This is a genomic window from Sphaerisporangium flaviroseum (assembly GCF_039537005.1).
In the GTDB taxonomy this organism is placed as follows: Bacteria; Actinomycetota; Actinomycetes; order Streptosporangiales; family Streptosporangiaceae; genus Sphaerisporangium; species Sphaerisporangium flaviroseum.
Genome location: NZ_BAAAZR010000002.1, coordinates 897105 through 920610, shown reverse-complemented (window position 1 = coordinate 920610; position 23506 = coordinate 897105). Strand labels below are relative to the sequence as shown.

16 protein-coding genes and 1 pseudogene are annotated in these 23506 nt (G+C 69.6%); 8 read left to right on the top strand and 9 right to left on the bottom strand.

Translation table 11 applies throughout. The annotated features are described in order from the left end of the window. Positions 1–2: 2 nt before the first annotated feature. On the bottom strand, positions 3–1337 hold the full coding sequence (locus ABD810_RS10265) for an extracellular solute-binding protein (protein ID WP_344937226.1): 1335 nt from the start codon (positions 1335–1337) through the stop codon (positions 3–5). Positions 1338–1516: 179 nt separating this feature from the next. Then, a complete protein-coding gene (locus ABD810_RS10260) occupies positions 1517–4102 on the bottom strand; it encodes a discoidin domain-containing protein (protein WP_344937224.1) in 2586 nt (861 codons plus the stop codon). Positions 4103–4651: 549 nt separating this feature from the next. Between ABD810_RS10260 and ABD810_RS10255 the strand changes: the two genes are divergently transcribed. Together ABD810_RS10255 and ABD810_RS10250 are read left to right on the top strand one after the other, a co-directional pair. Next, a complete protein-coding gene (locus ABD810_RS10255; RefSeq protein ID WP_344937221.1) occupies positions 4652–5920 on the top strand; it encodes an FxsB family cyclophane-forming radical SAM/SPASM peptide maturase in 1269 nt (422 codons plus the stop codon). Next, a complete protein-coding gene (locus ABD810_RS10250) occupies positions 5889–7196 on the top strand; it encodes an HEXXH motif domain-containing protein (RefSeq protein WP_344937218.1) in 1308 nt (435 codons plus the stop codon). The genes ABD810_RS10255 and ABD810_RS10250 overlap by 32 nt, the downstream gene beginning before the upstream one ends. Before the next feature lie 56 nt (positions 7197–7252). On the opposite strand, the gene fxsT is transcribed toward ABD810_RS10250, so the two are convergent. Further along, positions 7253–9784: an FxSxx-COOH system tetratricopeptide repeat protein gene (gene fxsT, locus ABD810_RS10245; RefSeq protein WP_344937215.1), complete on the bottom strand. Its 2532-nt coding sequence runs from the start codon at positions 9782–9784 to the stop codon at positions 7253–7255. A gap of 232 nt (positions 9785–10016) precedes the next feature. On the opposite strand from fxsT, the gene ABD810_RS10240 reads away from it, so the two are divergent. From ABD810_RS10240 to ABD810_RS10230, 3 genes are all read left to right on the top strand, one after another. After that, entirely contained in the window at positions 10017–10202 is a 186-nt protein-coding gene (locus tag ABD810_RS10240; RefSeq protein ID WP_344937212.1) for a hypothetical protein, read from the top strand. Positions 10203–10412: 210 nt separating this feature from the next. Beyond that, positions 10413–11318, top strand: coding sequence for an SIR2 family NAD-dependent protein deacylase (locus ABD810_RS10235; protein WP_344937210.1), 906 nt, complete (start codon positions 10413–10415; stop codon positions 11316–11318). Beyond that, positions 11318–13390 carry a tetratricopeptide repeat protein gene (locus tag ABD810_RS10230; protein ID WP_344937207.1) on the top strand — a complete coding sequence of 691 codons (2073 nt, stop codon included), beginning with the start codon at positions 11318–11320 and terminating at the stop codon, positions 13388–13390. Before ABD810_RS10235 ends, ABD810_RS10230 begins: the two co-directional genes overlap by 1 nt. Positions 13391–13422: 32 nt before the next feature. Here ABD810_RS10230 and ABD810_RS10225 read toward each other — a convergent pair whose 3' ends face one another. Both ABD810_RS10225 and ABD810_RS10220 read right to left on the bottom strand, forming a co-directional pair. Next, positions 13423–14634 carry an MFS transporter gene (locus ABD810_RS10225; RefSeq protein ID WP_344937204.1) on the bottom strand — a complete coding sequence of 404 codons (1212 nt, stop codon included), beginning with the start codon at positions 14632–14634 and terminating at the stop codon, positions 13423–13425. Between the two features lie 1084 nt (positions 14635–15718). Then, complete coding sequence (locus ABD810_RS10220) at positions 15719–16237, bottom strand: GNAT family N-acetyltransferase (protein WP_344937201.1); 519 nt, start codon at positions 16235–16237, stop codon at positions 15719–15721. A gap of 328 nt (positions 16238–16565) precedes the next feature. Here ABD810_RS10220 and ABD810_RS10215 point away from each other — a divergent pair, with 328 nt between their 5' ends. Continuing rightward, positions 16566–16937 carry an STAS domain-containing protein gene (locus ABD810_RS10215; RefSeq protein ID WP_344937198.1) on the top strand — a complete coding sequence of 124 codons (372 nt, stop codon included), beginning with the start codon at positions 16566–16568 and terminating at the stop codon, positions 16935–16937. A 27-nt stretch (positions 16938–16964) separates the two neighbouring features. On the opposite strand, the gene ABD810_RS10210 is transcribed toward ABD810_RS10215, so the two are convergent. Then, complete coding sequence (locus ABD810_RS10210) at positions 16965–18467, bottom strand: cryptochrome/photolyase family protein (protein WP_344937196.1); 1503 nt, start codon at positions 18465–18467, stop codon at positions 16965–16967. Between the two features lie 49 nt (positions 18468–18516). Further along, complete coding sequence (locus tag ABD810_RS10205; RefSeq protein ID WP_344937194.1) at positions 18517–20400, bottom strand: ABC transporter ATP-binding protein; 1884 nt, start codon at positions 20398–20400, stop codon at positions 18517–18519. A gap of 190 nt (positions 20401–20590) precedes the next feature. Here ABD810_RS10205 and ABD810_RS10200 point away from each other — a divergent pair. Next, positions 20591–20827 (top strand): annotated as a pseudogene (locus ABD810_RS10200) (hypothetical protein); the annotation flags it as partial. Here the strand turns inward: ABD810_RS10200 and ABD810_RS10195 are convergent. Together ABD810_RS10195 and ABD810_RS10190 are read right to left on the bottom strand one after the other, a co-directional pair. Then, positions 20791–21915 carry a glycosyltransferase family 2 protein gene (locus ABD810_RS10195; protein WP_344937192.1) on the bottom strand — a complete coding sequence of 375 codons (1125 nt, stop codon included), beginning with the start codon at positions 21913–21915 and terminating at the stop codon, positions 20791–20793. The pseudogene ABD810_RS10200 and the gene ABD810_RS10195 overlap by 37 nt on opposite strands. After that, positions 21912–22961, bottom strand: coding sequence for an iron-containing redox enzyme family protein (locus ABD810_RS10190; protein ID WP_344937189.1), 1050 nt, complete (start codon positions 22959–22961; stop codon positions 21912–21914). Before ABD810_RS10190 ends, ABD810_RS10195 begins: the two co-directional genes overlap by 4 nt. A 311-nt stretch (positions 22962–23272) precedes the next feature. Here ABD810_RS10190 and ABD810_RS10185 point away from each other — a divergent pair, with 311 nt between their 5' ends. Next, on the top strand, positions 23273–23398 hold the full coding sequence (locus ABD810_RS10185) for a hypothetical protein (protein ID WP_344937187.1): 126 nt from the start codon (positions 23273–23275) through the stop codon (positions 23396–23398). Positions 23399–23506 lie beyond the last annotated feature (108 nt).

Here is a 23506-nt window from a genome sequence, read left to right as displayed (position 1 = left end):
GCTCAGCCGCCGGCCTGGACCTGCTCGTTCGCCTGGGTCAGCTTGGTCTTGACCGCTTCGTCGGTGATGGGCTTGCCGCTCGCCGCGTCGGCCCACAACTGGTTCATGGCGGTGCCGACCAGGGTCTCGAACTGGCTCTCCTCCGGCACCTGCGGCAGCGGCGCGGCGGTCTTGGCGAGGATGTCCTGGAAGGTCTTGATCTCCTCGGACTGGAACGCCGGGTCGTCGTAGGCGTCCTGGACGGTGGGCAGCGAGCCGTAGGTCTTGTTCAGGGTCTTCTGCTCCTCCGGGCTCGTCATGAACTTCACGAACTTCAGCGCGCCGTCCTTGTTCTTCGTGAAGTTGAACACGGCCAGGTTGATGCCGGCCACCATCCCGTTGACCTGCTTGCCGCCCGAGCCCGGCGCGGGCAGCGGGATCGGCGCGAGGCCGTAGAAGTCGTCGGTCAGCCCGGCGGACTTGATCTGGGAGGCGATCGACTGCCACATCAGCATCGCGGCCTTGCCGTTGACGAAGTCGTTCACGGCCTCGGTGCCGTTGGAGTACTCGGCGTTGCTCGGATTGACGATCTTGTGCACGGCCATCAGGTCGAGGTACTGCTTGATGGCCGCGACCTGCTGGGGAGAGTCGAACTGCGGCTTGCCGCTCGGGTCGAACAGCTCTGAGCCGTGCTGCTGGCCGAAGATGAAGGCGTGGTGGGAGTTCTCGCTGACGCTGGCGCCCTCGACCGCGAGCCCCCACTGCTTGCCGTGCGTCAGCTTCTTGCCGTCGGCGACCAGCTCGTCCCAGGTGGCCGGCGGCTTGTCGATGCCGGCCTCCTTGAACATCTTCTTGTTGTAGTACAGCCCGTACGTCATGCCGTAGATCGGAACGGCCGTGGGCGGCTTGCCCGGCGCGCCGGTGGCGGCCAGGCTCGGGCCGAGGAAGCGGTCCTTGCCGCCGAGCCCGGCCAGCAGGGCGTCGTCGAAGGGAAGGAAGGCACCCGTGGCCTGGAGCGAGGCCGACCAGGTGTTGCCGATGTTCACCACGTCCGGGCCCTTGCCCGACGTGGTCGCGGCGAGGATCCGGTTCAGCAGGTCGGCCCAGGGCACCACTTCGACGTTCACCTTGATGCCGGTCTGCTTCTCGAACTTGTCCAGCTCGGGCTGGAGCACCTGCTTGTCGTACTCGAGGCTGGTGCCCTGGTTGGACGCCCAGTACGTGAGCGTCTTGGCCGCCCCGCTGCCGGCGGATCCGCCACCCGAGGCGGTGCCGCCGCCGTCACCGCCGCCGCACGCAGCGGCCGCCACCATCAGCGCGCCCGCCACGGCGATGTATCCGAACCTGCCTATACGCACGATGAACCCCTCACTTGATCGCGGCTCCGGCCTCGTGCCGATGGAGCCGCCACATGCCACAGCGGCCTCGCCGCCTTGTGGCGGGAAGCCGAAAGGAGGCCGTCAAAGGCCAAAAGAAAGAGACCTCCCCCTTCAAGGACTCCGGGCCCCGCCGCCGGCGGCGGGGCCCGGACCGTTTCCTATGGGTAGTTGGTGAGGTAGGCGACCTGCGTGCTCGTGTTCGCCGGGCCTCCGGTGGTGTTGATGACATGGCGGATCGTGCCGACCCCGCCGAGGGAGACGCTCACCAGGTCGTGGAACCTGACGCCCGGCTTCTGCGGCACCTCGAACGAACGGTCGGCCACGATGCTGGGGTCGACGTTGAAGTAGGAGTAGCTCCCGACGCCCCAGGCCTCATGGGTGGTGACCGAGTCGGCGACCTTGTAGGCCGCGTATCCCTGGAGCGACCCGTTCATCCAGGCCGCCTGGTTGGGCGGGTCGTACGGGAACTCGTTCTGGAAGAAGTAGGTCCGGCCGCGGTCGCCGTTCCACACCGTCTCGTACTTCTGGTAGTGCTCGACGAACAACCCGTACATGATGACGTCCGAGCCGTTGACGATCAGGCCGGTGTCCGCGGTGTTCACGGTCCAGCCGATGCCGGTGCCGTGGTCTCCTCGCCACAGCCACAGGTTGTCGCCGATGACGTTGCGGCTGTTGATGACGACGCTGGTCGTGGCCTTGCCGACGTGCGCCCCGCCGATGCGGACGAACACGTCCTGCAGCGTGGTCGGATTCGCCGCGTGGCTCGCCGACGATCCGGCGGGCCCGACCTCCAGCAGCACGGGCGAGTTGACCGGGCCCGCGTCGATGAGGATGCCGGCCAGCTTCACGCCGTCGACGTCGGCCACCGACAGGGCGGTGACGCCGTTGTCGGGGATCAGCGTGGCCAGGCCGAGGCCCAGCACGACGGTGTCGGGGCGGGTCACCCGGAGCGGCTGGTCCAGGTGGTAGACGCCCGGTGTGAACAGCAGGTGCTTGCCCGAGGCGAGCGCCGAGTTGAGCGTGGCGGCCGAGTCACCCGGCTTGGCGACGCAGAACTGGCTGATCGGAATGGACGATCCGGCCGTGGAGCCGCCGGTCCAGCTCGGACCGCGGGAGTTCGTCCTGAGCGCGGGCGTGAAGACGTTGTACTGCCCGGCCTGGTCGACGTAGAGGAACGGCTTCTCCCGGGTCAGGGGTGCCTGGTCGACCGTGGTGTGCGAGGGGTTGGGGAAGTGCTGCGGGGGCGCGTTGTTCACGCCGACGAAGACCATGTTCCACACCGAACCCGACCAGCTGCCCCACTCGCTGTTCCTGGACAGCCACTGCTGCTGCGACCCGGAGCGCACCTGGCCGTCGATCTTGGAGTCGGAGATGAAGCCGCCGCTCGACCAGCCGCCGTCGTCCAGTTGCAGGTCGGAGCGCACGTGCATGCGGCGGAACGGAGCGGCCTGGGAGACGGCCCAGCGGTTGTAGCCCTCGTTCGGCCGCATCGACAGGTTCTCGGCGGCCCGCCAGAAGTTCTGCGTGGCGTTCCCGCTGAACCATCCGGCGTCGACCATGACGGGCCCGTTGATGGTGACGTCGTCCGGCGACAGGCCGAGGCCGGCGACCTGGGTGTAGAAGCCCACCCGCGCGCCGACGTTGTAGGTGCCCGGCTTGAACAGCAGCGCGTACCTTTCCGTGCCGAACTGGTTGCGCTCCTGCTGGGCGAACACCGTGTTCAGCCGGTCCTGGATCGTCGCGGCGGACATGGAGGGGTCGAAGACGAAGACGTTCGGGCCGAGGCCGGAGCTGCACGGCGGGCCGGAGGATCCCGATCCGGCGCGCACGGCCAGTTCCCACAGCGAGTAGCCGTACCCGGTGGCCCGTGTCGTGCCGTACATCCGCACGTAGCGGCCGGTGCCGGAGACGGCCAGCGTCTGCGTGCCGCCCGTGCCCGTCGTGGTCGAGTAGACGTCGGTCCAGGTGGATCCGTTGCCCGACACCTGGATGCTGAAGGCCCTTGCGTACGCGGCCTCCCAGGTCAGCACGACCTCGCAGATCGCCTGGGAGGAGCCCAGGTCGACCTGGAGCCACTGGGGGTCGCTCGCCGCGCTCGACCAGCGGGTGCCGGTGGTGTTCCCGTCGAACGCCGCCGAGGCGGGCGTGCCCGCGTTCTCGGTCGAGGAGGCCGACGCCGCCTTGCCCTGGGCCACGTTGGCCGTGCCACACCCCGGCGGGGGCGGCGGAGGGGGCGGGGTGGTGCCTGAGGTGCCGTAGACCTGGAACTCCCACAGCGAATAGCCGTACCCGGTCGCGCGCGCCGTGCCGTACATCCGCACGTAGCGGCCGGTGCCGGAGACGGCCAGCGTCTGCGTGCCGCCAGTGCCCGTCGTGGTCGAGTAGACGTCGGTCCAGGTGGATCCGTTGCCCGACACCTGGATGCTGAAGGCCCTTGCGTAGGCGGCCTCCCAGGTCAGCACGACCTGGCTGATCGTCGCGGACGCGCCGAGGTCGACCTGGAGCCACTGGGGGTCGCTCGCCGCGCTCGACCAGCGGGTGCCGGTGGTGTTCCCGTCGAACGCCGCCGAGGCGGGCGTACCCGCGATCTGGGTCGAGGAGGCGGTGGCGGGCTTGCCCTGCGAGAGCAGGGCGTCGGCGGCCATGGCGGGTCCGGTCACCGTCAGGCTTGAGGCGATCATCACCACCGAGGAGGCGATGAGCAGGCCTAATCGGAACAGGCCTGGACTGCGAGGAGGATGCACAGCCTCTCCTTGTGACAAGGGGGTGTACCCGTCGATCATGGTCACGACGGGCAGGGAGAGCGCTCTCCTGACCGAGGCTGTCTGTTCTATCCCGACTTGTCAACACATCGCTGCGGACGTTTTGGAAACCCCCTGCTCACTCCCCTGAAACATGGAAGAGCTTCGCCGGACCGCCCTTCCGACGTCAGGGAACGGCGTACCGGCCCGCTCCGAGCGCAGGCCGAACCCTGTCGAGCACCGGTTGACAGATACGAAACATGTGCGTAACTCTCAATGGAGAGCGCTCTCACCCTCTGCCCACACCGGGCGGCGGGCCGCCATCCGCTTCTCCGCGCGGAGATCCTTCGTCCGCCGCGCCCGGCCACAGGTCGTGGGCGCACCGGTGCGATCGCCCACCGGGAGCGACGGCGCGACGGTCGTCACCAATCTTGACTCCCGCTGAAATGTCGTGCCAGATAGAGGGATGCAGGAGACCTGTCACAGGCGTACACCGGCCGATACGATCTCGACCGGGCGCGGCTGACGATTTCTCGATCAGGTTAGAGGTCCATGGCTTTGCCAGGGTATTCCGAATCGAAGCGGCCTCACGGAGCGACGTTTCCGGCTCCCATTGATCTGGAGAAGTTGCTCGAGTCGGGCTGGCGGCCCTCCGCTTTCCGGCAATTCATCCTCAAGATCAATAGCCGGTGCGATCTGTCCTGCCGATACTGCTACATCTACGAGATGGCGGATCAGTCGTGGCGGTCCCAGCCGCGCCACATGGCCCCCGCCATCGTCGATCACGCGGCCCGGCGCATCGCCGCCCACGCCCGCCTGCACGACCTCGGGGAGATCGAGGTCATCCTGCATGGAGGCGAGCCGCTGCTGGTGGGCCCCGACCTGCTCTCCTACACCGTGAAGGCCGTGCGGGGGGCCGCCGACACGGGCACGCGCGTCCACGTGGCCCTGCAGACCAACGCCGTGCGAATGGACGAGGCGTATCTCCGGGTCCTCGACGGCCTGGGCGTCCGCGTGGGCGTCAGCCTGGACGGCTATGCGGAGGCACACGACAGGCACCGAAGGTTCGCCAACGGCAAGGGAAGCCACACCGCGGTTGCGTCGTCTCTGCGCCGCCTCGCCGCAGGTCCTTTTCACCATCTGTTCAGCGGAATCCTCTGCACCATCGACGTCCGCAACGACCCGGTGCGAACGTACGAGGCATTGATCGAGTTCGACCCGCCCGCGGTGGATTTCCTGCTGCCGCACGGAAACTGGGTCACGCCTCCGCCGTTTCGCGATCCGGAAAGCACGGAGACGCCGTACGCCGACTGGCTGATTCCCATATTCGACCGCTGGTACGGATCGCCCAGGGAGGAGACCGAAGTGCGCATGTTCAATGAGATCATGCGCCTTCTCATGGGCCGTCCATCACGTACGGAGGCGGTCGGGCTCTCCCCCGCGCGCATGGTCGTCATCGAGACCGACGGAAGCTACGAGCAGTCCGACATCCTGAAGTCCGCCTACCACGGCGCCGCCGCGACGAAGATGCACGTGCTGCGGGACTCCCTGGAGGACGTACTGGCGCACCCGTCGATGATGGCCAGGCAACTGGGCGTGGCGGCGCTGTCCCCTCGCTGCCACGCCTGCGACATCCACACGATCTGCGGCGGAGGCCTCTACGCGCATCGCTACGACGACACCGGGGGATTCACCAATCCGTCGGTCTACTGTCCGGACCTCTATCGCCTGATCGCGCACATCCACCACCGGGTGGCCGACGACATCGCCAAGCTGAAGGGCCGACGAGATGGAGCTCCTCCCGCACCGGATCTCCGATGAGGCCTTCGCGGGCCTGTCGAAGGGCGGCGGCGGCGCCCAGGTGGTGGCCGGGCTGGCGACCGCCCAATCGAGCAAGCACCGGGTGCTGGTACGCGCGCTGACCGAGGAGGCCGCCCGGTCCGGGCACCCGAATGCCGGCGTGGCAAGGGCGGCGTACGGGCTGCTGTCCGACCTCGAAGACCGGGCTCCGGAGCAGGTCGAGCGGGTCCTGCGGTATCCCGCCGTGGGAGCGTGGGCATGGCGGACCTACCGGTCGCTGACCACCGATCAGGACCGCCGGGACGACCCCGGTCATCTGGGCGCGGTCACCGCGGCGGCCGCGGTCCACGCCGGCCTCCCCTGTCGCCTGCGGCTCCCGGTCGGCGGCGGGACGATCATGCTGCCGTCGCTGGGCCGCCTGCTGCTGGAGGACGGCACCCGCGCGGTAACCGACGTCCTGGTGGAACCGAGCCGGCCCGGCGCCGCGGTGCTGGACGTCGGCGGGACCAAGGTGCTCGTCGACCGCTCCCGGGACGAGTCCGGCTGGCAGGTCCTGCGCCGCATCACGGTCACCCCGGACCTCTCGCTCGTCATCGACGACCTCGACCCCTACCGGTGGCTCAGCGCCGACCTGGTGGACGAGCGCACGAGAGAGGACCGGCTCGGCATCTGGCGGTCGGCCGTCACCGGCGGCTGGCGGCTGCTGGAGCGCGACCACTGGACCCTCGCCGCCGAGACCGCCTCCGCGATCCGCGTCCTGACGCCGATCAAGGCTCCGCCGGTCGGCCAGAACAGCGGCACCTCCCGGGAGACGTTCGGCACGATCGCCCTGTCGGAACCGCCGAGCGCGCTGTCGGTGGCCGCGACCTTCGCGCACGAGGTCCAGCATGCCAAGCTGATGGCCCTGCTCGACATCATGCCGCTCACCACCCCCGACGACGGCTCGCGCCACTACGCGCCCTGGCGGGACGACCCTCGGCCTGTCTCCGGCCTGCTCCAGGGCGCCTACGCCTTCCTGGGGGTCAGCGGGTTCTGGAGGCGGCACCGCCACCGGGAGAGCGGGCAGGGGGCCTTCGTGGCCGAGGTGCAGTTCGCCCGGTGGCGCGAAGGCGCCCACCTGGTCACCGGCACGCTCCTGGCGGGCGACGGGCTCACCCCGCGCGGCCGGGACTTCGTCACCGGCATGCGGGCGACGCTGGAGTCCTGGTGCGGCGAACCGGTGGACCCGGCCGCCCTGGCGCAGGCTCGCGCCGACAACGACGCCCACCGCGACGCCTGGCTCCTCCGCAACGCATGACGGGGACCGGCGCGTGGCATGCCCGCGACAGACCCACGTGAGGTAGGCGCACGGGATCAGAAGGGCGGCGGGTCGAAGTCGCAGTCGACGCGGACGCCTTCGACCACGCGCAGGGCATCGGGATATCCGAGGCGCACCGCCCTCTGCTGGCGCCCGACCATCTCGTCCCTGATCCGGTCGGCCTCCGCCACCTCCCCGCACGCACGAAGGTCGAGCGCGTGGTTGGCCCCGGCGCACACCGTGAGGTAGTGCTGCTCGCCGAACCTGTCCTCCAGCCGCCGATAGGTCTCGTGGCCGAGCTCGCGGGCCTCGTCGAGCTTCCCCAGCGCCACGAGATCGGTGGTCAGGTTGATCGCGCAGGTCAGGGAGAAGTCGTGGTCGCGGCTCACTCGGCCGGCCAGCCCTTCCAGGGCGGCGGTGTCGACCCGGCACGCCTCGGCGGCGTCACCCTGAAGGCGATGCAGCAACGCGAGGTTCACCTGGCAGCCGTAGGTGTACGGGTGGGTCTCGCCGTAGACGTCGGGATAGAGCGGAAGCACCCGCTCGACAAGCTCGAAGGCCTCCCCGAGCTGGCCTGCGGCCCGCAGGCAGTTCGACAGGTTCAGCGCGGCGGCCATCGTGTCGGGATGCCGGTCGGTGAACAGCCGCTGGAACCGGGAGTGGGAGTCCCGTGCCAGCTCCAGGGCGGCGTCGTGCTCCGCCAGCCGCCGGAGGGCGATGGACAGATCCTTCGCCGTGAGCAGTGTGCGGGGGTGGTCGGGGCCCAGTTCCCTGACCCCGTACTCGTAGGCCTCCTCGCCCAGGTCGCGGGCCTCTGTGTAGTCTCCGCACAGACGCACCGTGCGGGCGAGGTTGTTCCAGGCGATGAGGACGGACGCCTTCCCGACCTCGTCGGTCTTGGACTGCTGGTCCATGAAGTTCTCGGTCAGCACGGCTCGGGCCGACTGGTAGTCACTGGTCAGGGCGTGGTCGAGCCCCACGCTGTTGCGCAGCCGCAGCAGGTCGGGGTGGCCCTCCCCGAACACCGACAGGTAGTCGCCCTCCAGCTCCTGGTCGAGTTCGAGGGCGGGAAGGAAGTGACCGCGGGCACGGAGGCTGGCGCCGAAGCTGCGGCCCATCCACAGGCGATCGGGAGCTTCCGGCGGAAGCGTGTCGCGCATCTGCCGCAGGGTGGCCTCGTCCTCGGTGAAGGCGTCGCCGAACCTGCCGAGCGCTCGCAGGATGTTGCCGCGAAGGCGACGGGCGGCGAGCACGTCCGGATGTGAGGGCCCGTCGACCTTCGTCCACTCCACCTCGAAGTCCTCGACGAAGGACAGCGCCGACGGGTAGTTACCGGCCGCGGACAGGTAGCCGACGATGTCGAGCGCGAACTTGCGGACGGCCGGCGCCTTGCACCGCGCTACCTCCGACCGCTGCACATGCGGCAGCAGTGCCTCGAAGACCGGCCACCGGTCGGTGCTCTCCGGACGGGAGGGGGCGCCAAGGGCCAGCAGCAGGTGCACCTGGTGGCGCAGCTCCTCCTGGTCGGTCTTCGGCAGCTCGTCACGCAGCAGGGCCTGGACCAGCCGGTGGACCTGGATGGTGCCGGTGGTCGCGTCGATGCGGGTGAGCGCGAACCGCCCGAGCTCGCGCAGGATCCGGTTGAGCAGGATGGGATCGGAGAGCACCTGGTCCAGTTTCGGCACCGCTCCGCCGACGTTCCTGCGGAACAGGTCGCGGGGAATGGGCTCGGGGCCGAAGAACGCGCAGCAGCGCAGCAGGGCGATCGCCTCCGGCAGGCGGTCTTCGAGGCCCGAGACCGACAGCCGCCACACGGCGCTCATCGACCGGGGATACCCCTGTGGCCGGTTGACGCCCAGCAGCCGGGTGGTCTGCTCGTCGAGCAGTTGGATGTACTCCTCGACGGGGATACCGGTCTGCGCCTGGAAGGCGGCGGCCTGTTCGAGCGCCAGCGGGAGGTCGCCCACCTTCTCCGCGAGCCGGTCGGCCAAGACGTCGTCGATCTGCCTCGGCAGCCTCTTGGCGAGGAACTCCCTGCTCTCGGCCCGGGTGAAGACGTCGATGGGGAGCGTCTCCCCGTACTCGTCCCACCCGGGATTGCGGGAGGTGATCAGAACATGGCCGGTGCCCCGCGGGATCAGGTCCTTGATGTGCTCGGGCTCTTCGGCGTTGTCGAAGACGATCAGCCACCGCCGGTAGGGCTCACCCAGCTCAAGGGCCTTGCGCACGGCGTCGGCCGCCGCGGGGACGCCCGTGACCGCGGCGGAGGGCAGGTCGAGCGACGGTGCGAGCGCCGCCAGGGCCGACGGCACCAGCAGGGGCTGGTCGGCGGAGATCCACCACACGAAGTCGTAGTGCGACCGATAGCGCCAGGCGTACTCGATCGCCAATTGTGTCTTGCCCACCCCGCCGAGGCCGTGAATCGTCTGCGCCTGCGGAAGCACGGCCGTGATGGCGCCGATGTTCTGGCGCAGCTCCTGCAGCAGCCCGTCGCGACCTGTGAAGTTCTTGTTCCGTGGCGGAACCTTCTCCCAGATCTCGGGCCTGCGATCGGGTGTCGTATGGACCGCGCGTGAAACCCCGCCCATGTTCGCGCCTCCGCCCGCCCTGTCGATCAATTAATGGCTCGGCATCATCCTAGAGGCGCGCAGGTTGATTTGAACGCCCAGCGCGCAGAGAATCGATCGAGGGACGCGGGAGCCGATATCGCGACCAATGCGGGAGCGGCACCCGGCGCCCCATTTCGGTCGACCGGAATCTGGGCACCTTTACAGGCCGGGCGGCCGGGTGTCCCCGCCACGAGCGAGCACGGGAGCGCAGATGACCGAAGCGGCAGTACAGCCCACGGGCCTCATCGACACCACCGGCATTCCATTGCGGGATCTTATGCGGGTCGACAGCGCCGCTCTGCAGAAAGCCCTGCTGCGGATCGTCACCCAGCAGGAGGAATCGGTCCCGGCCGCCGGCTTCGACTCCACGATCGAACTCCACGATGGCGGCGGGTGATCCCCGCATCCGACCCCACAATGTGGGGGAAAGGGTTGCCCTTTCGGCGCCGACACGCCACAAAGGAGTGTGGCGAATTTTCTTCTCTCTCGTTCGCCCGAACAGCGAGCACAGCACCTCCCCTGGTTCGCGACCGGCCCGGCCGGTAGGTTCTCTCGTCACGGTGGCCGACACCGCGAGAGGACACCAGAGTGCGAGGTCGTGTTACGGGTGCCCGAAATCCAAGAGGTCGACGACGACGACTGGCAGCGGCTGACGTATCAGCTGAGGAACGGTGACTGCACACCGTTCCTCGGCGCGGGGGCCTGCGGCACCAGCCTCCCCACCGGGCGGCAGCTCAGCCTGGAGCTGGCCGGGGAATGGGACTACCCCTTCGCGGACGCCCATGACCTGACGAAGGTCACGCAGTTCGGAACGGTGAAGTTCGGCGACGCCGTGTACGTCAAGCAGCTCGTCTGCGACCGGTTGAGCGATGCGGAACCACCCGACTTCTCCGATCCGCTGGAACCGCACGGCCTGCTGGCCGGCCTTCCGCTCCCGGTCTACCTGACCACCAATTACGACGACTTCATCGTCCAAGCCCTGACCTCGGCGGACAAGAAGCCGAACTCCGCCGTGTGCGCCTGGAATGACGACATCGGCTACGCGCACGATCTGCTAGATCGGGAGGCCGGATGGAACCCGCTTCCCGACACTCCCCTGGTCTACCATTTGCACGGCAGCCTGGAAGACCCCCGGTCGATCGTCATCACCGAGGACGACTACATCGAATTCATGTCCGGCCTCATCCTGGACAGGCGCAATGACGACCAGCGCATGATTCCGCCCGTGATATTGGCGGCGCTCACCAGACGGGCCCTTCTCTTCGTGGGTTACAGCCTTCAGGACTGGACCTTTCGCGCCCTGTTCACCAGGCTGGCGCGAACGGTTCCCGGAATCAACAGGCGCAGGCATGTCAGCGTTCAGCTGACACCGGCTTCTGCGAATCCGAAGAACGACGTCCGCAAGATACGAGATCTGATGACCAGACATTACGAAGGCTGGAAGATCTCGGTTTTCTGGGGGACGGCCGAAGATTTCTGCGGTGAACTCCGGCGGCGGATGGAATCAAGCTGATGAATTCCACGACAGGCGACCAGGCATCGGCGTACGAGCCCTATGTCGGAGTGCGGCCCTACCGGCAGGACGAGAGCGCCAAGTTCTTCGGACGTGAGAAGGAGGCCCGGCAGATATCCGACCTGTGGCAGGGCAACCGGATGACGGTCCTGTACGGGCCCTCGGGAGCGGGGAAGACCTCGCTGATCCATGCGGGCGTGCTTCCGCTGCTCGATCCGCAACGGACCGACGTGCTGCCGATCGGACGGGTCTCCCACGCGTCCGCGTTCCCGATCGCCGCGTTGCCCGAGCACAATCCGCACGTGTTCGGTCTGCTGTCCTCGTGGTCGCCCGAGGAGCGCCCGACGCGTCTGGCCGGCCTGACGTTGCGAGGCTTCCTCCAGGAGCGGCCCATCCGGGAGGACCCCTACGGCGATCCGGTGCTCGTCCTGGTCGCGATCGACCAGGCGGAGGAACTGTTCGGCGACGCCCTGCCCGACCGCCGTCACCGGGAGTGGTTCATCGCCCAGATGGTGGAGGCACTGGACGAGGACCCCAACCTCCGCCTGCTGATCTCCATCCGTGACGATCACCTGGACACGCTCATCGAATACGAACCCAAGCTCGCCGGCTTCGACAGGGGACGGTTCCCTCTCGGGCCGCTGAGCCGCCCGTGCGCGGTGCGCGCCGCCGAGGGGCCGCTGGCGGGCACCGGCCGGTCGTTCGCCGACGGGGTCGCCGACCACCTGGTGAACGAGTTACGCATGGTCAAGTCGGAGAGCGGGCCCTGGCAGCGGGTCATCCCCTCCAAAGAGCTCTACGAGCCGGGGCCGCTGCCATTCGTGGAGCCGTTCCGCCTCCAGGTCGTCTGCTCGGCGTTGTGGCGCTCGTGGCCGGGGAACACGCCGGTGATCTCCGACCTCGATCTGCTGCGGCACGTCAAGAAGGACGAGCTGCTCGCCGACTACTTCAGGCGCAGCATCACGGAGGTGGCGGGCACCGACTTCGCCGGTGACCGTGCCGCGCTCACCGACTGGCTGCGGCGCACCTTCGTCGACGAGCACGGCAACCTCCAGAAGGTGCCCGAGGGCCGCACGACGACGGCGGGCGTCCCCAACTCCACCGTGCGAGTGCTGCTGGACCGGCACATCCTGCGCGTCGACCTCCAGGCGGGCAAGCGGTGGTATGAGCTGGCGCACCACCTGCTCGTCGACCCGCTCACGCAGGAGGACGCCGGCGAGGAGCCGATCCGAAGGGACGCCGGCGCGGAGGAGTACCTGCGCACCGCGGTACTGGCGCTGGGCGACGGCCACTACGAGATGGCGGCCAAATGCGCCGAGGAGGCCGCGAACCGGAGCGGCGGCGACACCCGGCTCCAGGCGAGGATCGAGTCCTTCCGCGGGAACGTCATGTACCGGCGCGGCGACATCGAGGGCGCGCTGGCCCACTACAGCCAGGCGGCGGTCCTGTTCGAGACGCTGGGCGCCACCACGACCGTCGGGCAGCTCCTGGCGGCCATCGGACGCCTACGGGTGCGGCAGGGCAGGCCGGCGACCGCGGTACAAGAGCTGCAGACGGCCCTGAACCGCCTACCGGACGACGTCAGCATCCACACCCAGCTGGCCTGGGCGCTCTGGTACGACGGCCATGCCCGGGCCGCCGTAGACCTGCTGACCGGGCTGCTCGACCAGGAGGGCAACGTCCCCGAGGCGCTCCGTGCGCGCGGGGAGATCTCGGCCGACATGGGAGTGGCGACCGCGGCGCTGACGGATCTGGAGCGTATACGTCCGCTGCAGTGGCCGAGAAGCCGGGCCGCCCGCGCCTTCGCCCTCGCGCTCATCGGCAACCTCTCGGAGGCCGAGCAGCAGCTCGCCGAGGCACTGGACGAGGCGGACGACGACCACCTGGTGCTGATGTACGCCGCGCGTGTCAGGGAGGCGACCGGCGACACGCGGGACGCGGCGGATCTGGCCCGGCTAGCACTGGAGTCGGCCTCTCCCCCGCTGCCGGCCCGCCTCATCGCGGAGGCCCGCCGGCTGATCGCCCTGCCCTCCACGGCGTCCGCCCCCTCTCGCCGTTCACCGGGGTCCTGAACCCGCGGCCCCCGGGCGCGTTCCGCTCGTGGTCAGGTGGCGACGACCTCCCGCTTCCAGGTGACGCCGAACCATTTGCGAAGGGTCGGCACGGACGAGACCAGCAGCGCGGCCACGGCCATGAAACCGCAGAGAATCCACGCGGCGGGCTTCATCTGGAACCAATGGACGAAGAGCCCGCCCAGCGGGGCGGCGACGGCCATGCCCACGCGGCCGGCGAGCCTGGAGACGCTCGCGACGCGCGCACGCCGCTCCTCGTCGATGTGACGGCTCTCGAAGCTCCGCAGCGCGACGTTGCTGAGCCCGCCGATGCATCCGCTGAGGAACAGGGCGATGCCGAACCCGACCGGCCCGCTCCAGACCGCGGCGATGAGAAGAGCCAGCGTCCAGGTCCATATCTGCAGCAAGAGCATGGATCCGGGTGGAGTGATCCAGTTGGCCACGCTGGACGCGATGGCCCCGCCGATGCCTCCGGCGGCAAGGACGAGCCCGACCGTGGTGGAGGACATCTGCGCCGAACCGGTGATGAAGACCATGATCAGCATGTGGATCATGAAGTTCGTGAAGAGCGTCGTCACGGCGAGGGCGCGCAGGAAGTGCTCGTCCGGCCACAGCTTGATGCCGGTGGTGCGTCCCCTCGGCTGTCGCGTGCCGCGGCGTTCCCTGATGCGCCACACGAGGAAGAGGGACCCGGTGAAGAGGGCGACATTGATCGCGAATGGCATCACCGGCCCGCTCACCAGCAGGAACCCTCCAAGAGGCCGCCCCGCCAGCGCGGCCAGCTGGGAGCCGGTCTCCAGTCGCGCGTTGGATCGGTCGATCCGGGAGTCGTCGACGAGCGCTGGGACCAGCGCCGTTTCGGCGAGCGAGTACAGGATCCACATCGTGCCCTCGACGAAGGCGGCCACGATCAGGTGGATCAGCGTCACCCCGCCGGTGAGCGCCGCGGCCAACACGCTGGCGGCGAAGGCGATGCGGACGCCTTCGGTGATCAGCATGACCCTGCGGGGACCCCAGCGATCGACCAGGACGCCCGCGGGGATGTACGCGACGACCCCGGGGATGGTCCAGGCGAATCCCACCCATCCCGCCATCGCCGGAGAATGCGTGGCCCCCAGGGCGATCAATGGATAGACGACGCCCAGCGCGCGGAACGCGACCGCGGAGGACAGCGACGCCAGGAACATCCGCCGGAAAGCGCCGTTAGGGTGGCCGCCCCGGGCGGAACTCGGACCGTTCTGCACTTCACGCTCTTCCCCCGCGTTCTCCTGACATTGCAGGGGGTCAGGAGGAACATTAGGAGAAGGTGGATCCGCCGCCGTCAGGGCGTAGGGATGAGACATCACATTTCTTACTCAAGAGCAGGCAACCAGTGGGGATACCGTCTTGACCTTGGCCGGCGACGGTCGGAGATGTGCGGGAGTCCACAATTGGGCCCCTGCCCCTCCGCCCTCGTGACCGGCGGATCGGGGAGTGGCGGCCAGAGCCGCTAGGAGACCTGCGGAATCGGCGGATGGCGACGAGTGGTGTCAGCCGGTGCGCTGGAGCCTCAGGTCTCCCCGGGCGTTCGGGGCGCGGGCCCCGAGGGCGGACGCGATCGCGGGATACTCAAAGCGCGGGCGGGCACACTGTGTCGAGCCGCCATTGAAGGGGCCGACCGGCCACAAAAGATATCCGGCTCCACGGTCCACATCGTGGCTGGCCACCTTCATCACCCCACCCGCATCGCAAATATCAGCCTCGATATGCACGCTGTGCATTTCACCCGGCACGCCGGTCGTACTGGGAGTCGTCGGCGATCCGCTCAGAGTGACGCCCTCGCCACCCTGGTTAATCCGAGAGAGACGACAATACCGCGATATGTCACCCGCAGTGCGTAACGCAGAAGGATCGATGTGAGGAATCATACGGGTTACGCGCCGGAGCGGGCATTAACAAGCGGACATCTGACCGGTCGGTGACCGGAAAGGCCCCTTATCGCTGGCATTCGTTCAGGCGGTGAAGGCGGAGTGAGCCATTCGATCGGGTGAAGAGACCGGCTCGGGGTTCGGCGGGAAGGGGGACGCGGACGAGATGGTTATGGGTCGGTGTGAGCAGCGTGGATGTGGACGTCGTCGTGATCGGAGGCCGGGCAGGCGCGCCGAGTTCGCCGGGCGCGGCGTGGTCGTGGTGGGCGGGGGCGCTTGACGACCAGGTACCGCGCGCGGTCCCCGGGAAGGGTCGGCGACCGCTCCGCTCCTCCTCGGCGCTTGACGTGCGGACCGCGGTCCCATGCTCGCGACCGCCCGCTCCTCGTCAGCGCTTGACGTGCGGACCCAGGGGGCGGTCTCAGGTCCGTGCTGGTCGCCGGCGGGTCCAGCGGCGTTCGTCGTACTGGAAGGCGTCGGTGGGCACGAGGCCCGCGCGTCGTGCCACCGCGCCGGAGGCCTCGTGGTCGGGGTGCACGTGGGCGTCGATGCGGGTGACGCCGTGGGAGTCGAGCCAGGCGACCAGGGCCTTCGCGGCCTCGGAGGCGTAGCCCTGGCGCTGCCAGGCCAGGCCGACGACCCAGGCGACCTCGGCGTGCCGGCCACCGCCGTCGACGGTCGCCTGGACGGTGCCGACGGCCTTGCCGTCCGGCCTGCGGCGGATGATCCAGTTGTACCAGTCCTGCGAGCCGTCACCCGGGCCGCCGGTGACCAGCTTGGCGTACCGGATCCGCAGGGCCTCCGGGGTCGGCGGGGTCCCGCCGATGAAGGAGTACAGCTCCTCCCCGCCGAGCACCTCCGCCATCTCCTCGGCGTCCTCCACCGTCAGCGGGACCAGGTCCACCCGTTCGGCGATGATGCGGTGGTCGGAGTCCGTCATCGATCCCTCGGTTCGTTCGGCACGGCCTTCCAGCGCGGAGGTCAAGCATCCCTCATGCGGCGGGACGGCGTCTCCGGTCACGCGTCGCCCATGCGCTGGATGCGGTCCTCGAGGAGGGTGGTGGCGATCGAGGCGCGGCGCGGCCGGCCGTACTCGGCCACGTCGGCGAACACCTTGTCCAGATCTTCCCCGTGGCCTTGGCGTACCGCGGTCGCATGGTGCCTTAACCGGCGCCGTGGCCTCAAACACGGCGAGTCCGGCGGCACACACTTGTGTCGGGGTGCCGGCGGTAACAGACTGGGGGGAGATCTCGGCCCGGGAGGTGGACATGCCGCTGAGGGTTCAGTGCGGACACCGTCACGACTTCACCGTCATCACCGTCATCGGTGACGTGGACAGCAACGGTGTGTCCCATCTCGGCGACAACATCGACGAGGCCCTCCGCGACACCGCTCCCCGGCTGCTGTTCGATCTGTCCCACATGGAGTTCATCGACTCGGCGGGCCTGCGGCAGCTGGTGAGGGCGTGCGGCACGGCCAGGCGCAGTGGTGGCACCTGCGCGCTGTGCTGCCTGTGCCCGACACCGCGGAAGATCATGCACCTGACGGGCATGGTGGCCGCGTTCGACATCTATCCCAGCATGGACGCCGCCCTGGCCGGAGGCCCGATCGAGAGCCCGGCCTCGATCGAGCTCTCCTGAGCCCGCCACGATGAGCGACCTGCACCCCTAGGGAGGTTCGTTCCCGCGTTCCGACTCGTGGGCGCACACCTCGGTGAGGTCGGGGAGGCGGCGCATGCCGTGGACGCTGCGGGCCATGCGGGGGTTGTGTTCGAGGCGGTCCTGGTTGCGGGCGACGAACCACCAGTAGCCGGCGGTGAACGGGCAGGCGTCGTCGCCCGTGCGCCGGGCGGGGCGGTAGCGGCAGCCCGAGCAGAAGTCGCTCATGCGGTTGAGGTAGGCGCCGCCGGCGGCGTAGGGCTTGGTGGCGAGCATCCCGCCGTCGGCGTGCTGCGACATGCCCACCACGTTGGGCACCATCACCCACTCGTACCCGTCGACGAAGCAGCGGTGGAACCAGTCGGTGAGCCCGGACGGGTCGAAGCCGCGCTGGAGCGCGTAGTTGCCGAGCACCATCAGCCGCACGATGTGGTGGGTGAAGCCGGTGTCGCGGACCTGGCTCAGCGCCCAGGACAGGCAGCGCGCCTCGACGGCGTCGGCGTCCAGCTCGGCGAACCACGCGGGCAGGGGCACGTTGGCCGACAGACGGTTGAGCTCCCGGTAGTGCTCGCCGAAGTGCCAGTAGAGGTGCCAGATGTAGTCGCGCCAGCCGATGAGCTGCCGCACGTACCCCTCGACGCTCGCCAGCGGCGCCCGCCCGGCCCGGTAGGCCGCCTCGGCGGCGCGCACGCACTCCATCGGATCGAGCAGGCCGAGGTTCATGGCCGGGGACAGCATGCTGTGCGCCATGACCGGGTCGGCCGAGAGCATGGCGTCCTGGTAGGGGCCGAACACCGGCAATCGCCGGGTGATGAAGTGCCGCAAAGCCCGCACCGCCTCGGTCCTGGTGGCGGGGAACGTCCGGGGCCCGTCCCTGCCCACGAAGGCGACCTCGCCGTCACGTTCCCTGCGGTCGAGGTCGTGGCGCACCTCCTCGTCGATCTCGTCCTCCTCGGCGCGCCAGGGCCCGGGGACCTCCAGGCCTTCCGAGGGCGGCGGGAGGCGGTTGTCGGCGTCGAGGTTCCACCGGCCTCCCGCGGGCTCGTCGCCGTCCATCAGCACGTCCAGGCGGCGGCGCGCGTCGCGGTAGAAGTCCTCCATCAGCAGCCTGCGCCTACCGCCCCTGCCGCGTGCCCAGGCGGCGAACTCCTCCGCCGTGCTGATGAAGCCCCGCGCGGGCAGCACGGTCACCTCGTCGCGGCGCTGTACGAACGCCTCCGCCGCGTGGCTGGTCGGATGGCAGACGGTGAACCGGCCGCCGGCCTGGTCGAGGGCCTCGCCGTAGGTCTCCGTCCTGAGGAACACCGCGCGGTCGCCGAGCTCGGCCGCGCGGTGGCGGAGCGCCGAGAGCACGAGGTGGGCCTTCTGCCGGTGGAAGCGCCGCCGCCGCAGGACCGACCGCGCCTCGACCAGCAGGACCGGCTGATCGGAGGAGTCGAGGAAGTGGTCGCCGAGCTGGTCGGCGAAGAGCCACCGCGTGTCGCGCCCCTCCATCTCTCTATTGTCGTACACGCGTTTTCGCAGGTCACCCCGGACGGGGTGACCTGCGGGCGCCGATCGCTCAGGCCACGGCCCCGGCCGTCCGGTTCTGGTCGAACTGGGTGCGGTACAGCTCCTCGTACCGGCCGCCTGCGGCGAGCAGGCCGACATGCGTGCCGCGCTCGACGACCCTGCCGTCCTCGATCACCAAGATGAGGTCCGCTGCCCTGATGGTGGACAGCCGGTGCGCGATGACCACGGCGGTCCGTCCGGCGAGGGCCTCGGCCAGCGCCTCCTGGACCGCCGCCTCCGAGGTGGAGTCGAGGTGGGCGGTGGCCTCGTCGAGGATCACGACCCGCGGGCGGGCCAGCAGCAGCCGGGCGATCGTGAGCCGCTGCCGCTCGCCGCCGGAGAGGCGGTACCCGCGCTCGCCGACGACGGTGTCCAGCCCGTCGGGCAGCCCCGCGATCAGGTCCTCGAGCCGGGCACGGCGCAGCGCGTCCCACAGCTCCTCCTCCTGCGCCTCCGGCCGGGCGAGCAGCAGGTTCGCGCGGACGGACTCGTGGAACAGGTGCCCGTCCTGCGTCACCATGCCGAGCGTCTCGCGGATCGACTCGGCGGACAGGTCCCTGATGTCCACGTCCGCCAGTCGTACGGCGCCGGCGTCGACGTCGTAGAGCCGCGCCGCGAGCTGGGCGATCGTCGACTTCCCCGCTCCGGAGGAGCCGACCAGCGCCACCATCTGGCCCGGCTCGGCGCGGAACGACACCTCGTGCAGCACATCGACACCGCCCCGCGTGTCGAGGGTGGCGACCTCCTCAAGGGAGGCGAGCGACACCTTGTCGGCCGAGGGGTAGGCGAACCGGACGCTGTCGAACTCCACCGACACCGGGCCTTCGGGCACGTGGCGGGCGCCGGGCCTGTCGACGATCAAGGGCTTGAGGTCCAGCACCTCGAAGACCCGCTCGAAGCTCACCAGCGCGCTCATCACCTCGACCCGCGCGCTGGCCAGGGCCGTGAGCGGGGCGTACAGCCGGGTGAGCAGCAGCGCGAGCGCGACCACGTCCCCGGGCTCAAGCTGGGCGCGCAGGGAGTAGAAGCCACCGAGACCGTAGACGACCGCCAGGGCCAGCGCGGAGACCAGTGTCAGCGCCGTGACGAACACCGACTGCACCATGGCCGTGCGCACCCCGATGTCGCGGACCCGCCGCGCCCGCTCGGCGAACTCCGCCGACTCCTTGGCCGGCCGGCCGAACAGCTTGATCAGCGTCGCGCCCGGCGCGGAGAAGCGCTCGGTCATCTGGGTGCTCATCAGCGCGTTGTGGTCGGCCGCCTCTCGCTGGAGCCGCGCCAGGCGTGCGCCCATCCGCCGCGCGGGCAGCACGAACACCGGTAGCAGCACCAGCGCGATCAAGGTGACCTGCCAGGAGATGCCGATCATCACGACGAGCGTCAGCGCGAGCATCACCAGGTTGCTGACCACGCCCGACAGGGTGTCGCTGAACGCCCTCTGGGCGCCGATGACGTCGTTGTTCAGGCGGCTGACCAGCGCGCCGGTCCTCGTCCGCGTGAAGAAGGCGATCGGCATGCGCTGCACGTGGTCGAACACCGACGTGCGCAGGTCGAGGATCAGCCCCTCACCGAGGCTGGCCGACAGCCAGCGCGTGAGCAGGCCGAGCCCGGCGTCCAGGAGCGCGATCACGGCGATGAGCGCGGCCAGCCCGAAAACGGTCTCCAGCGCCGACCGGTGCACGATCGCGTCGACGACGCGACCGGCGAGCACCGGTGAGGCGACCGCGAGCATCGCCGACACCACACTCAAGATCAGGAACCACACCAGCATCCGGCGATGCGGCGCGGCGAACCTGCCGATACGCCGCAACGTGACCCTCGAGAACGGCCGCCGCTCCTCCTGCGCGTTCATCGCGTGGTAGAGCGAATGCCACGCGGTCACTTCCATATCCATAACCCACCACCGGATCCCGTGTCGGAGTCGTCGACTGCGCGCGACATCACCGGGCGTCTCCGTCCACGACCCTCACCGGTGATACATGACCGACTTTAGAACCTCAACTTAAGTTGATGTCAAACCATTTCCACGACGTGGCGGGCGCGGAGTACGGGAGGCACGCTCGGCGGCACCCTCTCTGTCGATCATGAGCTACGCGGGGTTTTCGCCGGTCTTGGGCGGGCATCGTCCCAGCGTGCGGCATGACTTCGCTGGGCCGGAAGCGGGCCTCAAGGGCGAGCCGGTCGGCAGGGACGGGCCGGGGACCGCCTGTGGGAACGGACCGGTGACGGTGACCGCCTGTGAGGACGGGCCGCTTCTGGTGCGCGGCCCCTTCACGCTGCTCACTCAGGACGGACGTCCGATCGATCCCGGGCGGGCGACCGTGGCGCTGTGCCGCTGCGGCCGGTCGTCGGTCAAGCCGTTCTGCGATGGATCGCACAAGGTCGTGGGCTTCCGCGCCGCGGGCGAGCCCTCGCCGCCCGGTTGACGCTCCAGGCCGGGCCGGCGTCCGGGGCGGTCCCCTGCCCTGCTGAGCCGGCGGACCGAGTGCGCCGCCACGTGGATGCGCCGTCCCCAGTAAGGGATGCCCCTGCCGGTGAGCCGGGCGCCGAGCGCCACCCAGCTGCACACCGCTCGCTCGAGAACCCAGCCGGGTGCCAGCAGGACGCTGGTGAACGGGTAGACCCGGCACCCACCGCCCCGGCGCCGGCCGATCTCGGCGAGTGCGGTCACCAGGACCGCGCAGCCCAGGACCGCGCGAGGGCGCCGCCACAGCGTGACGGTCAGGGCGGGCAGGATGGACAGGAAGAGCGCCATGCGGGCGGGCTGGGCCAGGTCGTCGTACGCCTGCCAGACACGCTGTGAGACGAAGCGGTCGAGGCCGGGCGGGACGCGCGCGACGAACAGGTCGCGGGGACGGCACTCGCGCCCGCCGTACGCTCGGACCGTGCGGATGAGCTCCAGGTTCTCGAACAGCACGTCCCCGTCGTATCCGCCCATCGCGAGGAAGGCCGACCGGCGCACGCCGAACGTGCCGGGGTAGTCCGCCCCGAACGCACGGTTGAGCAGCGTACGGGCGGTGTCCCAGCGGGCGTACCAGGTCAGGGGGCGGAAGTGGTTCTGCGGGCGCACCAGGTCCGCCTCGCCGAGGAGCGCGTCCACCCGTGCGAGCGCGGCCTCGTCGTAGCGGACGTCGTCGTCGGCGATCACGACGTGTTCCGCCACGGCCCGGCGCAGCCCCGTGATGACCCCCGCCACCTTGCCGTTGAGGAAGTCCAGGTCGGCGTCGGGCCGCACGTGCTCGGCCAGCCCGCGCCAGGCCCGCGCGTGCCGATCGAACAGGCCGGGCGCCGAGCCGTCGACCACCACGACCCGCGCGTACGTGCTCAGCCGGCGCAGGTAGGCGGTCAGCTCCTCCAGCCGGTCGTCGCCCGACCATCGGAGCGGGAGCACGTAGTCGAGGTCTCTCACACCGCCTCCTCCTCGCGGAGCGAGCTGACCCCGTGTTCCCAGCACTTCATGACGTGCGTGGTGAAAAGACGGTCGAGTGCCAGGCAGCACGCGGCCCCGTACAGGACGTCGCCGGCCAGGGAGGGATGCGCGGTGACGAAGGATCCGCACATGTCGTGCCCGGCGATCTGCTCGTGGACGGCGTCGGCCTGCACGTGCTCGTCGTAGAAGCGGGCCGCGTTCGCGTCGCCGCCGATACGCCGCAGGCCGCGGCCGTAATTCGCGTTGGGCAGCGAGGAGGTCATCTCCAGCGCCGCGAGATGGCCGAGGAGAGCTCCCCGGAGCCTGCGGTGCAGCCCGAACAGCGACATTGTGTTGTTGACCGCCAGGGTGATCGCCGGGACCCGGTCGAGGTAGGCGCCGTAGGCGTCCGACAGGCCGAGGCCGCGCATCGTGGCGCGGAACAGCTCGGCGTGCATCCGCTCGGCGCGCCCGCCACCGTACTCGTCGGCCTGGATCTCCACCAGCGCCGCCTTGGCGTGGCCGCGCAGCCGGGGAATCCCCCACGTGTGGGGGTCGGCCTCCTTCAGGTGGTAGATCGACCGGTGCACGACGAACTCGCGGAACCGCCCTCGTCCGGCCTCGTGGCGCAGGTGCTCCGCGAGCGGGGAGTACCTCTCCGCCGCCGCGAGCTCGCCCAGCGCCCGGGGAAGCCGGTCCGCCGGCACGGGGTCGGGGCGGCGCACGACGGCGGACAACCCGTCCTCGAACCGCCGCTCCATGAGACCCCGGACGCGCAGCAGCGAGGGCTGCCACTCCCACCGCTCGTCGACCCCGTCGAAGCCCTGGTAGTGCAGTTCGTAGCAGGCGTACAGGGCGATCTGCAGGTCCTCGTCCCACAGGGGCGGGCCGGTGGCGGGGATGCTCACCTCGCCGAGCTCGTGCGGCGGGCGTGCCAGCAGCTCGAAGAGGCGGGCGCTGACCGGGCCCCGTGGCCTCGGCAGCCGCGTCGGGGAGTCCCCGCTCCCGAAGGACCCTTCAGGTTCGGCGACGTTGACGGATTCCATGCGGGACCTCATTCCGATGTGCCGTTGTCGCGCGAGACCCGCCGCCAGGGCGCGTGTATCTGTTTCTGCAGGTTAAGCGGTCGATGGACGCGTGGACTGGTTCGCGTGCGGCGCGTCGCGAGCGGCGTCCTGGCCTTGCCCCAACCCATGCTGCGGATTTGCCTCCGCCCGGGTGACCGGCGTGAGATGTCGTGATTAGGGTGGATTTGTACCGCGCCGTACTGGCGTATCCCGGGAACCCAACGCGACGCTCCGTCGGCCCAGGGCTCGCCCCGAGGGCTACAGAAGAACCTGGTTACGGAGTGATTTCCATGCTCAGACGACTCATCGCCACCGGCCTTCTGCTCACGGTCGCCCTGCTCACCGCCGCGGCCCCGGCCTCCCGCCTTCGAGGCGACGACGACGACTGGGACGACGATGACGACGATGCCTACTAGGAGTCGTCGACGTACGCGGCCGGCCTGACCGCCGGTGGCACGGTCCTGGAGCCGGGGTCCGCGGCCCCAGGACCGGGAGAAATGCCGTCGCCCCGCGAGAGAGACCTC